The sequence below is a fragment of the Idiomarina sp. genome (assembly GCF_048260185.1).
In the GTDB taxonomy this organism is placed as follows: domain Bacteria; phylum Pseudomonadota; class Gammaproteobacteria; order Enterobacterales; family Alteromonadaceae; genus Idiomarina.
The window spans coordinates 709928-722018 of record NZ_JBLXHB010000001.1 but is presented as its reverse complement, the minus strand read 5'-3'; the positions used below and the strand labels follow the sequence as shown (position 1 = coordinate 722018).

Sequence of the window (12091 nt, the reverse complement as noted above, 5' to 3'; positions counted from 1 at the left end):
AAGTTGTTATGGCATAAATAAAAGTTGGCCTGATACTTGAATAATAAATCATCGAGTTGTTTATTAAACCAGTATGAGGTCATTATTATGGGTATTTTTTCACGTTTTAGCGATATCGTGAACTCCAATATCAATTCTTTATTGGATAAAGCCGAAGATCCGCAAAAAATGGTACGCCTGATTATTCAGGAAATGGAAGATACGTTAGTTGAAGTACGCTCTACGTCAGCGCGCCTGCTGGCTGAAAAGAAGGACATTCAGCGCCAGCAGCAACGGATGGAAAACGAAGTTCAGGACTGGGAGAAAAAGGCTGAGCTGGCGTTAACCAAAGAGCGTGACGACTTAGCGCGCCAGGCATTAATTGAAAAGCAAAAAGCGCAGCAGGGCGTTGACTCGTTGCAGCAGGAAATGGATCGCGTTAACGAAAATCTGGACAAGCTAAATGACGAAATTGGCCAACTTCAGGAAAAACTGGCTGATGCGAAGTCTCGCCAGAAAGCGATTCTGATGCGCCAGAAGGCAGCCAGCAGCCGCTTGCAGGTTAAGCAACAGGTCGATAGTGGCAAAGTTGATGACGCGATGCAGCGTTTTGATCGTTACGAAGCCAAAATCGATGATTTAGAAGCCCAGGTTGAATCTTATGATATGGGTAAACGGACTTTACGTGACGAATTTGCAGAGCTGGAAAACGAGAGTAAAGTGAATGACGAGCTGGAAGCATTGCGTGCTCGTATGAGCTCAAAAACCAAACAAGACTCTTAAAGCAGGCTTAAAAAAATGGATATTGAAGCAATACTAGGGATGTTGATGGCGCCGATTATTCTGTTTGTTATTATAGTCGCGCCTATCTGGATCATCCTTCATTACCGCAGTAAACGACAAATGAATCAGGGATTGAACGAGGAAGAAAGGGAATCTTTGGCGTTACTGGCGAATCAGGCAAAACGCATCCGTGAGCGTGTACAGACACTGGAACGTATTCTGGATGCTGACGCTCCGGGCTGGAGGGACAGACAATGAGCGAGCGAAGACCAAAGCGAGAACTGCGTCGCGACTCAGAACGAGGAAAAATTGCAGGTGTTTGTGCCGGTATTGCAGATTACCTGAACCTGGAACCTTGGCTAATACGAGTGGCCTTTGTTACTGGAGTGATTTTTACTAATGGCTCTTTCTTTGTACTTTATATCGCCGGTTGGTTAATTCTGGATAAAAAGTTACCAAATACCGAGCGTCATAATGTTGATGTAAAGACTAAGGTCTGGCAGGGCGGAGAACCGCCGCGTGAAGCTTTTCGCGACATAAAGCGAGAGTTTGATGAACTGGAGCAACAGTTGCAATCAATGGAAAAGTACGTAACCTCAAATCACTATAACCTTCAACGAGAATTTAATCGTCTGTGAGCCGTTTTCAAAAGCTACAACACCAAACCCGCGACGTTATTCATCGCGGGTTTGATCGTCATATACGCCTGGCTGTAACGGGATTAAGTGGGGCGGGTAAAACGGCGTTAATCACCGGTTTACTTGAGCAACTCTTATATGCCAACGAAACGCAGCAATTGCCTTATTTTAAAGTGAAGCAACAACAGCGTCTTAACGGCTGTCGTTTACACACCAGCAGCAACTGGCAAGTCTCGCGCTTTGACTACGAAGGCGCTATAGATTGTTTAACCGGAGAGGGTCCCCGATGGCCGCAGTCGACGCGCGATGTGAGTGAAATACGTGTCGAAATAAAATATAAGCCACATAGAGGGCTAGCCGGACGAATGCTTGATACACGACGCTTAACACTGGATTTAATTGATTATCCGGGGGAATGGCTGCTGGATTTACCCTTATTACAACTGAGCTATGATGAGTGGAGCCAGCAACAGCAGCGCTTACTGAAAGCTGAGTTACGACATAAACTGGCAGAGAGCTGGTTGACTAAGGTGCAGACGGCCGCAAACGCCGCGTCAGAGGATAAAGCTGAGCAGCAGATACGTGAACTGGCATCGGGTTATCGGATTTTTTTACGTCAGTGCCGGGAGCAAAAATTATTATTGCTGCAACCCGGAAGAATGGTGTTACCCGGAGAGCTTGGGGGAGCTCCGGCGCTGGAGTTTTTCCCCTGGCCGTTGTCACAACCAATACCCGATGCCTGGGTAAAACGTTTGCGCGAGAAATACCGCTACTATCAACAGCATGTGGTGACTCCGTTTTATCAAAAATACTTTAAGCACTTTAATCGGCAGGTTGTGTTAGTTGATGTCCTGCAGGCGTTGCAGAATGGTGAGCATCATTTTGCTGAATTACAGTTGGCAATAAATGAACTGATGAAGAGCTTTTCATATGGCAGTAACAGTTTGCTTAAGCGGTTGATGTCGCCGGTTATTGATAAAGTTGCGCTGGTTGCAACAAAAGCCGACAGCATTGCTCCGCAAGACCATCAAAAACTGACGGATTTACTGCGTGTTATGACGCAGAAGCAGCGTCAGGAGCTGCAGTTTGATCAAATACCGCACCAGGTATTTAGCGTTGCGGGTATTGCCACCAGTCAAATTAAGAAATTAAGTAACGGCACGACAGTTCTGGACGGTATTAATGAGAGCCGCGAGTTTGTGCGGGTGGGTGCACCAGAGGTACCTAAAGCCATACCAACGGCTGCAGACTGGCAACAAGGCTATATTTATCCGCAGTTTTATCCCGGCTTCACTGCGCAGAATTCACCCCTGCCGCATATCCGGCTGGATCAGCTACTTGAATACGTTCTGGGAGATAAACTCAAATGAGTGATCCGCGCAAATTAACTTACTATTCGGTGGATGAACCGGCAGTTGAAGTTTCTGATATCGATAATATTCCTGAGCAAGCCGGACACGAACCAGGTTCCGGCCAAGCAACTGCGGGCGCAAAGGCTGGTCGCTGGGGTAAGTGGCTGGCACTGGGTTTAGTGGTTGCTTTAACCGCCGCCGTTATTGAATCGGTACTGATGGTTATTGAGCGTTTTCAGCAAAATATATTTTTAGGCAGTTTGTGGGCGGTTGGTTTTGGCGTTATAGCGTTGGCATTATTGAGCTTTATGGTGCGCGAAATCTGGTTGCTGCAAAAGTTGAAACGGCGCTGGAAAAAACAGTCTGACGATCCCAAACCGGAGCAACAGTTGCAGCTTCTGCAGCATCCGGATTTAGAACACCGCTGGCAGCAAATCAAACAACCGTATTGGTCCGTGGATGAAGAACGTGAACGTTTTGAAGTGGATGTCTTAAGCCGTATAGACCAGCAGGCTACTCGTATTATCAGTCGCTGGTCGGCAGAAGCCGCCGCCATGGTGGCGGTGAGCCCCTTCGCTTTACTGGATATGCTCATCGTTATGTGGCGTAATCAGCGTATGATATCGCGTATTGCTGAGCTGTACGGTGTAAAACTGGGTTACTGGGCCAGAGTTCGCTTATGGCGTCAGGTGTTTGCCAATATTGTTTATGCCGGGCTTAGTGAAGTTGCGGTAGATTTAGGTGCTCAGTGGGTTAGCGCTGAACTATTGACGCGTTTATCAACCCGGGCCGGACAAGGTTTAGGAGCCGGTTTGCTCACCGCCAGACTGGGTTATCAAGTGATTGAATTATGTCGACCCATGCCATTCGAAAAGGTCAAGAAGCCGGGCTATTTGAAACTGCAAAAAGACTTACTAAGCCAGCTAAAGAGCGTTTTACCTTTTGTTTATAAATCGCGCCAGGCAAAGGCTACAGCAACATCTGAGCAGGAAGTGGAAAACTAGCGTTACAGTTGTTTAAAGGTTTGACACAGCGCAAAGATTGCCAACTAAGGTAAGCTCGTTGCACTCTGTTGCTCGTTAACAAATTTCTGACAAACGAGCCAAAACGCATGTCTTCTGATTTAAAATCACATAATAATAAATGGCAGCCAGCGACTCAGGTAATTCATGCCGGAGCCGCGCATGACGACCCTCATGGCGCGTTAACCGCTCCACTTTATCAGACATCGACCTTTCGGTTTTCTTCTGCGGAGCAGGGCACTCGTCGCTTTGCCGGCGAGGAAGAAGGTTATATTTACAGCCGTTTAGGCAACCCGACGACTGCAGAGCTAGAGCGCCGGATGGCATCCCTTGAAGGTTATGAGGCAGCAGCGGCGGCAGCAACCGGAATGGGTGCTATTGCCGCGGCCACTATGGCTTTTGTGCGCAGCGGTGATCATATTGTGGTATCTGATGCCATTTACGGTTGCAGTTTTGCATTGTTCAGTGAGTTGTTTGAGCGCTTCGGTGTCGAAGCCGACTTTATTGATTTAAACAACGAAGGCCTGTTGAAAGAAACCCTGCGCGAAAATACCCGCTTAGTTTTTCTGGAAACCCCGGCTAACCCCCACCTGAAAGTGGTTGATATCGAAAAAGTTCATGCCGTAATTGCCAACTTAGACATTCGCCTGGTGGTGGATAATACCTTTATGACGCCACTGATGCAGCAGCCCAAACGGCACGGTGCGGATATTGTTGTGCACAGTGCAACTAAGTTCCTTAATGGCCATGGTGACGTAGTCGCAGGCATTATTTGTGGCAGTGACGACGATATTAACACCATTAAAAGTACAACCTTAAAAGACATGGGCGCGACTATTAGTCCACACGACGCCTGGCTTATACTGCGTGGTCTGAAAACCCTGGATGTGCGCATGCAGCGCCACTGCGAAAACGCTGATGCGGTCTATGATTTTCTGGCCACACGCAATGATATTAAGAAGATTTACTACCCCGGAGCGCCTGACCACGAAGCACAAGCTTTAATGGGTAAGCAGATGAGCCGTAATGGGGCGGTTATCGCTTTTGAACTGGAAGGCGATGAAGCGAAAGCACGTTACTTTCTGAATCAATTGCGGATGATAGCTCTGGCAGTGAGTCTGGGCGATGCTGAAACTCTTATTCAGCATCCGGCGTCAATGACGCATTCCCCGTATACGCCGGAGGCTCGTCTTAAAGCTGGGATTTCGGATACATTGATTCGAATTGCTGTAGGCTTAGAAGCAGCAGAAGATATTATTGCGGATCTTGAACAGGCGCTGGAGGCCTGCCGTGTGCAGTGGCAGAAGTCCGCGTAACTCTGCAAAAGATGAACTAATAATAACAAAAACGATCAAACATTAATGAGGAAGCAACAAGGCTGAATTATGGGTAAACAAAGTCAATACGTATCAAGGCAACCGGATGAAAACGGTATTATTCAGTGGAGTGACGAAGAAAATCAGGTCTGGAAAGATTTGGTCGAACGTCAGTTGGAATGCATACCGGGTAAAGCTTGCGATGAGTATATGAAGGGACTGGAGTTACTCGACTTGCCGAAGGATCGCTTGCCACAAATGCATGAAATTAATAATGTACTGGAGAGAGAGACAGGCTGGCAAGTTGCAGCAGTTCCAGCGTTAATTCCATTTGATGAGTTTTTTCGCCTACTGGCAAACAAGCAGTTTCCGGTAGCAACCTTTATTCGCACACGGGAAGAGTTTGATTACTTGCAGGAACCTGATATTTTTCACGAAATATTCGGACACTGCCCGCTATTAACCAACCCGGCGTTTGCGCATTTTACTCACCAATACGGTAAATTGGGTTATGCAGCCACACCCAAAGAACGGGTCTATCTGGCTCGCCTGTACTGGTTTACCGTAGAGTTCGGGTTATTGAAGACCGAAGAGGGTATCCGAATTTATGGTGGCGGTATTTTATCGTCTCCGGCTGAAACGGAATACGCCGTTAACAGCGATACTCCAGAGCGCAAGCCACTGAAAGCGTTAGATGCGCTTCGTACACCGTACCGAATTGATATTATTCAACCTATCTACTACACCATAGAGAGTGTGGACGAGCTGTTTAAGATATCCGACATGGATATTATGTCGCTGGTTCATGAGGCTATGGAGTTAGGCTTATTTGAACCGAAATTTCCACCAAAAGACGCAGCTTAAGGCGAAGGAGTATTAAAGAATGTCAAACTTGGAAAATGCACGTTGTGAAGCGTGTCATGCAGACGCACCACAAGTTAGTGATGAAGAACTGAAAGAGCTGATGCGTGAAATACCTGACTGGACGCCGGTAACAAATGACAACGTGATGATGTTGCAGCGCGAATTTAAGTTTAAAAACTTTAAGCAGGCGCTGGCTTTTACTAACCGAGTAGGTGACCTTGCTGAGGAAGAAAAACATCACCCTGAGCTGGTGACTGAATGGGGCAAAGTAACGGTTACCTGGTGGACTCACGCCATTAACGGTTTGCATAAAAATGACTTTATTATGGCGGCAAAAACCGACAGTGTAGTTGACGCTTAGCCAGCTTTGTCGATGAACTGCATGGAACCCCGGTCTATTGGCCGGGGTTTTTGTTTTTTAAGCGGGAACAATAGTGTATTATTTGCTTTACATTTAGTTCAATGCAGTAGGGTTTATGCGACTTGAGATAACTTGTGATGACCGTCTGGGTATCTGTCAGGATGTTCTGCAAATTTTGCGAGACCACGAAATTGATTTACGTGGCATTGAAGTCGATCCTAAAGGAAAAATCTTCCTAAATTTTCCTGAATTAGCCTTCGATGATTTTCGGCATTTGATGCCTCAGATTCGTCGCATTCCCAATATTATTGACGTAAAAACCATTCCTTACATGCCGTTTGAACGCGAGCATTATGAATTTAGTTTGCTGTTAAGTACCTTGCCGGATCCGGTTCTTTCTATTGATAGTAAAGGTCATATCGACATTATCAATGACGCCGGTTTACGTTTATTAGCGGGTCAGGAAGACAGCCTTAAAGGTGAGCCGCTGATGCAGTATGTGCATGGTATCTCGCTACAACGCTGGCTGGATAAAAAGCCCCGTGACCCTATTTACGAGGCCGTGACCATAGGCAATTCAGAGTACTACGCTCAATTACTTCCTATCTGGGTTAACGACGAAGAAGGTAGTACGGCGTTTGCCGGTGCGGTAATGACTTGTAAGTCAGAGCCCGTAACAGCAACCTGGCAGAGTCAGACTAATGAGAAAGCCTTTGAACGTCTGTTGACCGATAACAGCACTATGAAGCGCGTGATTAAAGATGCTCAGCGTATGGCAGAGCTTGACGCGCCGCTGTTAATCGAAGGTGAAACGGGTGTTGGTAAAGAGCTGTTGGCAAAAGCCTGTCATTTAGCCAGCCAGCGTCAGGATAAACCCTTTTTAGCCATAAATTGTGCGGCACTACCGGACAATGTTGCTGAGAGCGAACTGTTTGGTCATGGCGAAGGCAGCATAAGTAGCCAGAGCACTCGTAAAACCGGGGTCCTGGAACAATCTGCCGGGGGCACAGTATTACTGGACTCAGTCAGTGAAATGTCTATTGGCCTGCAGGCAAAATTACTACGCTTTTTAGAAGACGGTGTGTTTCGCCGCATTGGCGAAGAGCAGGAAGTGAGCGTAGACGTGCGAGTTATTTGCACAGCCCAGGGTAACCTATACGAACTCGTTGAAAACGGCGAATTTCGCGAAGACTTGTATTATCGGCTAAACGTCCTGGCACTGAATGTTCCGCCGCTGCGTGAACGCAAAAGCGATATTTTATTGTTGGCAGAGCATTTTGTGACTCAGGCTTGTAAGAAGCTAGGGCGCAGTCAGGTAAGTTTAAGCCGGGCGGCGAAAGAGCGGCTCAAGCGTTACCAGTGGCCGGGCAACGTGCGCCAGCTGGAGAACACTATGTTTCGTTCGGTTTCAATGATAGAAGGTTATACGCTGGAGCCCGCGGATATCCGTTTGCCTGAGTTGAATCAGGAAGATGACCAGCTAGCACTGGATATTGACGATATGAGCCTGGACGATGCAGTTCGCCGTTTTGAAAGCCACGTATTACGCCGTTTGTATCCGAGTTTCCCCAGTACAAGGCAACTGGCAAAACGTTTAGGGCTTTCCCATACCGCAGTGGCTAATAAATTACGCGATTATGGCATTGGTAAGCAACGCAGTGGTCGCGCCCGTAAAGCAGAACAGACAAAAAAGTAGTCTTGTAACAAAAGCTTTACAAGTTAAACAGGCTGTACCTTGATCCAGAGCAAGTGTTCAGCCTGTACATTAAACTTTACGTTTTAACCTTAACTTCAGCAATTTGCTATCTTCTCCTCTTATTCGCCTTTTCCCCACAACTACCGCTACAGTCATGGTGTTAACAACCGAATAATAAGAGGAAGTAACCATGACAGATAAAATGATTAATCCGTTAAATACAGACGGTTTTGAGTTCGTTGAGTATACCGCTCCGGACGAGAAAGGCATTGATGCGTTAAAAGACTTGTTCGACAAACTGGGTTTCACTGAAGTGGCTAAGCACAAGAGCAAGCAGGCCTGGTTGTACAAGCAGAACGACATTAATTTCATTATTAACGCTGAACCGGGTGGTCAGGCTGAAGAGTTTGCGAAAGACCATGGTCCAAGTGTTTGTGGTATGGCATGGCGTGTCGAAGATGCGGCTCATGCATTGAAGCATTCACTTGATAACGGTGCTAAAGCATTCCCTGCTGATAAAGGCGTTGTTGAAGGTGTTCCGGCAGTGTTCGGTATTGGCGAAAGTGCGTTGTATTTTGTCGACAACTACGAAAACCATGAAATTTATAAGCAGCATTTCGACTTCTATGAAAACTGGGAAGCGAAAATGAGCGGTCACGCCGCGGGTCTGTTTGATATTGACCACCTGACGCACAACGTATTCCGCGGCAACATGGATACCTGGGCTGGCTTCTATGAGCGCATTGGTAACTTCCGTGAAATTCGTTACTTTGATATTGAAGGCAAACTGACAGGCCTGTTAAGCCGAGCGATGACAGCACCTTGCGGTAAGATCCGTATTCCAATTAATGAATCTCACGATGACAAATCGCAAATTGAAGAGTACTTAAAAGAGTACAAAGGCGAAGGTATTCAGCACATTGCTTTAACCAGTGACAATATCTACAAAACCGTAAAAGACCTGCGTTCTATTGGCATGGACTTCATGGATACGCCGGAAACTTACTACGAGAAAGTGAATGACCGCGTTGAAGGGCACCAGGAAGATTTGGACGCACTGCGTGAGCAGCGTATTCTAATCGACGGTGCACCAATGAAAGACGGCATCTTACTGCAAATCTTTACACAAACCGTTATTGGTCCTGTATTTTTTGAAATCATTCAGCGTAAAGGTAATGAAGGTTTTGGCGAAGGTAACTTCAAAGCGTTATTTGAAAGCATTGAGGAAGACCAGATTCGCCGGGGAGTGTTAAGCGATGCGTAAATGGATTAGCTTTCCGAAGCAGGTGGGCAAGTCATCTCGACAGGCTCATGCTGACTTTCCGGAGCAAGCCATTTATGAACGTGAAGCTGGCCGTAGCGGCTTTTTTGGCCCGGCCACGCATTTTCACCATCAGCATGCTCCGACCGGTTGGTCGGAGTGGCGTGGGCCCTTGCGCCCGCGGGCTTTTGATTTTAATAAGTTAGAAGCCATAGCTCCGGAAAACCCTTGGGTAACGCCTGATTTATTGCACAATAATAACTGCCGTTTTCGTTTGTGGCATTGCCACAGCAAAATGGACTATTTAGTGCGTAACGCCGATGGCGACGATTTACTCTTTGTCCATGAAGGAAGTGGTCATCTGTACTGTGACTACGGCCATATCCACTTAGTAAAAGGGGATTACTTTTTAATTCCGCGTTCCACTAACTGGCGCCTTGAACCTGATGAAACCATGCAGTTGCTGATGATTGAAGCAACCGATGGTTCTTATAGCTTGCCAGAAAAGGGCTTGGTCGGTAATCATGCCATTTTTGATCCAGCGGTTCTGGATACTCCGGATATTGATGAAGCTTTTCAGGTTCAGTACAGTGAAGACCAATGGCAGGTCTATGTAAAACGTCATCAGCAAGTGTCGGTCATAACTTACCCTTATAATCCGCTGGATGCGATTGGTTGGCATGGTGAGCTCGCACCGGTCCGTCTGAACTGGCGCGATATCAGACCATTAATGAGCCACCGGTATCATTTGCCGCCATCGGCACACACCACGTTTGTCGCCGATCGTTTCGTAGTTTGTACCTTTGTGCCGCGTCCTATTGAGTCAGACCCGGGCGCATTGAAAGTACCTTTCTACCACAATAACGATGATTACGATGAAGTGCTGTTCTATCACGAAGGCGACTTCTTCAGCCGTGATAATATCGATCGCGGTATGGTAACCTTCCATCCGGCAGGCTTTACTCATGGCCCACACCCGAAAGCATTTAAAGCCGGGCGTGAGCACAAAAAGAAATTCACTGACGAAGTTGCGGTTATGCTCGATACCCGCGATGCCTTACACGCGAGTGATGAGGCTATGGCGGTTGAGAACCCGGACTACGTTTACAGTTGGCAGGAGAAATAACAACTTATGAAACTCGCCACATACAGGAATGGTACACGAGACGGTCAGTTAATGGTCGTTAGCAGAAATTTAAATGCAGCAGTAGCGGTTCCTGCTATTGCGTCTTGCATGCAAGAGTTGCTCGACAACTGGGACGGTATTGCACCTAAGCTCGAAAAAATCTATCAGCAGCTTAACGACAGCGACGTGGATGGCAGTATCCAGTTCGATGAAGCTTTATGTGAGTCGCCTCTGCCTCGTGCGTATCAGTGGGCCGATGGCAGCGCCTATGTAAACCACGTTGAATTAGTACGTCGTGCACGCGGTGCCGAGATGCCACCGAGCTTCTGGGAAGATCCTTTAATGTATCAGGGCGGTTCTGATGACTTCTTAGCGCCTTACGATGATATTGAAATGGGCAGCACTGAATGGGGCATCGATTTTGAAGGCGAAATTGCCATTATTACCGATGATGTACCAATGGGTGTTGATGCTAAGACCGCCGGGCAGCATATTAAATTATTGATGTTGGTTAATGACGTTTCGTTACGCGGGCTGATTCCGGGCGAGCTGGGCAAAGGTTTTGGCTTTTTCCAGAGTAAACCATCCTCAGCTTTTTCGCCGGTCGCGGTAACACCAGACGAACTGGGCGACGCATGGAAAGCTAACAAGGTACATTTACCACTATTGTCAGAGTACAACGGAAAAGCTTTTGGTAAACCTAATGCCGGCGAAGACATGACCTTTGATTTTGGCCAGTTGGTCGCTCATGCAGCGAAGACTCGTCACTTAGGGGCCGGTGCCATTATTGGCTCGGGTACAGTTTCCAATAAGCAGGGAACTGACCACGGAACCTCTATTGAAGAAGGTGGTGTTGGTTACAGCTGTATCGCTGAAGTGCGTATGATTGAAACCATTCGTGATGGCAAGCCGGCGACACAGTTTATGCAGTTTGGTGACACCATTAAAATGGAAATGAAAGATGATGGTGGCCAGTCAATATTCGGCACCATTAACCAAAAAGTTGTTCAATACGAAGGTCCTGAAAAGTGATGAAACTATACGGCTACTGGCGCTCAAGCGCCAGTTACCGGGTTCGTATTGCGTTAAACCTCAAAGGGCTGGCGTACGAGTACGAACCGGTGCATTTAGTTAAAGACGGCGGACAACAGCACAGTGAGGCTTATCGAAAGCTTAATCCTGCGCGCTTGGTTCCTACTTTTATAGATGGTGAGGTTAGGTTAAATCAGTCTTTAGCCATTATTGAGTATCTGGAAGAGTGCTATCCGGACACGCCTTTACTGCCTTCCGCTCCCACGGATAAAGCAAAGGCAAGAGCGCTGGCTTATGATTTGGCCTGCGAACTGCAACCTGTTACCAATTTACGAGTGCTACAGTATTTAACCGGTGAGCTTAATTGCAGTGACGAACAACGCTCAGCCTGGATCGCAAACTGGGTGGAAAAAAGTTTTACCGCATTTGAACAGCGACTGACCGAGTATGCAGGTGATTATTGCTATGGTAATTCGGTAACATTGGCTGATATCTGTTTGATACCTCAGGTATACAATGCGCAACGCTTTAATTTGGATTTAACTTCATATCCAACTTTAATGGCGGTGCATGAACGTTTGCAGGCGCTTGACGCAGTGCAACAGGCTCGGCCTGAAAATCAAGCGGATGCACAGTAATCCAGGGATCCTAAAAAGGAAAA

At 47.0% G+C, this 12091-nt stretch carries 13 protein-coding genes; all 13 read left to right on the top strand.

Annotated elements, in window-relative coordinates:
* Positions 1-87 precede the first annotated feature (87 nt).
* The 13 genes from pspA (at position 88) to maiA (ending at position 12068) form a co-directional block, all read left to right on the top strand.
* Positions 88-762, top strand: a complete 675-nt coding sequence (gene pspA / locus ACN0RF_RS03555; protein ID WP_034820665.1) for a phage shock protein PspA — start codon at positions 88-90, stop codon at positions 760-762.
* 15 nt (positions 763-777) lie between these two features.
* Positions 778-1020, top strand: coding sequence for an envelope stress response membrane protein PspB (gene pspB / locus ACN0RF_RS03550; protein WP_011233982.1), 243 nt, complete (start codon positions 778-780; stop codon positions 1018-1020).
* Positions 1017-1400 carry an envelope stress response membrane protein PspC gene (gene pspC / locus ACN0RF_RS03545; RefSeq protein WP_034820668.1) on the top strand — a complete coding sequence of 128 codons (384 nt, stop codon included), beginning with the start codon at positions 1017-1019 and terminating at the stop codon, positions 1398-1400. The genes pspB and pspC overlap by 4 nt, the downstream gene beginning before the upstream one ends.
* Positions 1397-2770 (top strand): YcjX family protein, encoded by a 1374-nt coding sequence (locus tag ACN0RF_RS03540; protein WP_417438081.1) that lies wholly within the window; start codon positions 1397-1399, stop codon positions 2768-2770. Before pspC ends, ACN0RF_RS03540 begins: the two co-directional genes overlap by 4 nt.
* A complete protein-coding gene (locus ACN0RF_RS03535; protein WP_417438080.1) occupies positions 2767-3756 on the top strand; it encodes a YcjF family protein in 990 nt (329 codons plus the stop codon). Before ACN0RF_RS03540 ends, ACN0RF_RS03535 begins: the two co-directional genes overlap by 4 nt.
* A gap of 107 nt (positions 3757-3863) precedes the next feature.
* Positions 3864-5090 (top strand): trans-sulfuration enzyme family protein, encoded by a 1227-nt coding sequence (locus tag ACN0RF_RS03530; RefSeq protein WP_417438079.1) that lies wholly within the window; start codon positions 3864-3866, stop codon positions 5088-5090.
* A 69-nt stretch (positions 5091-5159) separates the two neighbouring features.
* Positions 5160-5954, top strand: a complete 795-nt coding sequence (gene phhA, locus ACN0RF_RS03525; RefSeq protein WP_011233977.1) for a phenylalanine 4-monooxygenase — start codon at positions 5160-5162, stop codon at positions 5952-5954.
* A gap of 19 nt (positions 5955-5973) precedes the next feature.
* Positions 5974-6315 (top strand): 4a-hydroxytetrahydrobiopterin dehydratase, encoded by a 342-nt coding sequence (locus tag ACN0RF_RS03520; protein WP_011233976.1) that lies wholly within the window; start codon positions 5974-5976, stop codon positions 6313-6315.
* 115 nt (positions 6316-6430) lie between these two features.
* On the top strand, positions 6431-8011 hold the full coding sequence (tyrR, locus tag ACN0RF_RS03515) for a transcriptional regulator TyrR (protein ID WP_011233975.1): 1581 nt from the start codon (positions 6431-6433) through the stop codon (positions 8009-8011).
* A gap of 190 nt (positions 8012-8201) precedes the next feature.
* Positions 8202-9275: a 4-hydroxyphenylpyruvate dioxygenase gene (hppD, locus tag ACN0RF_RS03510; protein ID WP_417438078.1), complete on the top strand. Its 1074-nt coding sequence runs from the start codon at positions 8202-8204 to the stop codon at positions 9273-9275.
* Complete coding sequence (locus ACN0RF_RS03505; protein WP_417438077.1) at positions 9268-10398, top strand: homogentisate 1,2-dioxygenase; 1131 nt, start codon at positions 9268-9270, stop codon at positions 10396-10398. Before hppD ends, ACN0RF_RS03505 begins: the two co-directional genes overlap by 8 nt.
* Before the next feature lie 6 nt (positions 10399-10404).
* A complete protein-coding gene (locus ACN0RF_RS03500) occupies positions 10405-11430 on the top strand; it encodes a fumarylacetoacetate hydrolase family protein (protein ID WP_011233972.1) in 1026 nt (341 codons plus the stop codon).
* Complete coding sequence (gene maiA, locus ACN0RF_RS03495; protein WP_417438324.1) at positions 11430-12068, top strand: maleylacetoacetate isomerase; 639 nt, start codon at positions 11430-11432, stop codon at positions 12066-12068. Before ACN0RF_RS03500 ends, maiA begins: the two co-directional genes overlap by 1 nt.
* Positions 12069-12091 lie beyond the last annotated feature (23 nt).

What these genes read in the sequence shown, in the direction of transcription:
- pspA (WP_034820665.1), top strand. Translation starts at nt 88, where the DNA reads ATGGGTATTTTTTCACGTTTTAGCGATATCGTGAACTCCAATATCAAT.
- pspB (WP_011233982.1), top strand. Translation starts at nt 778, where the DNA reads ATGGATATTGAAGCAATACTAGGGATGTTGATGGCGCCGATTATTCTG.
- pspC (WP_034820668.1), top strand. Translation starts at nt 1,017, where the DNA reads ATGAGCGAGCGAAGACCAAAGCGAGAACTGCGTCGCGACTCAGAACGA.
- ACN0RF_RS03535 (WP_417438080.1), top strand. Translation starts at nt 2,767, where the DNA reads ATGAGTGATCCGCGCAAATTAACTTACTATTCGGTGGATGAACCGGCA.
- ACN0RF_RS03530 (WP_417438079.1), top strand. Translation starts at nt 3,864, where the DNA reads ATGTCTTCTGATTTAAAATCACATAATAATAAATGGCAGCCAGCGACT.
- phhA (WP_011233977.1), top strand. Translation starts at nt 5,160, where the DNA reads ATGGGTAAACAAAGTCAATACGTATCAAGGCAACCGGATGAAAACGGT.
- ACN0RF_RS03520 (WP_011233976.1), top strand. Translation starts at nt 5,974, where the DNA reads ATGTCAAACTTGGAAAATGCACGTTGTGAAGCGTGTCATGCAGACGCA.
- tyrR (WP_011233975.1), top strand. Translation starts at nt 6,431, where the DNA reads ATGCGACTTGAGATAACTTGTGATGACCGTCTGGGTATCTGTCAGGAT.
- hppD (WP_417438078.1), top strand. Translation starts at nt 8,202, where the DNA reads ATGACAGATAAAATGATTAATCCGTTAAATACAGACGGTTTTGAGTTC.
- ACN0RF_RS03505 (WP_417438077.1), top strand. Translation starts at nt 9,268, where the DNA reads ATGCGTAAATGGATTAGCTTTCCGAAGCAGGTGGGCAAGTCATCTCGA.
- ACN0RF_RS03500 (WP_011233972.1), top strand. Translation starts at nt 10,405, where the DNA reads ATGAAACTCGCCACATACAGGAATGGTACACGAGACGGTCAGTTAATG.
- maiA (WP_417438324.1), top strand. Translation starts at nt 11,430, where the DNA reads ATGAAACTATACGGCTACTGGCGCTCAAGCGCCAGTTACCGGGTTCGT.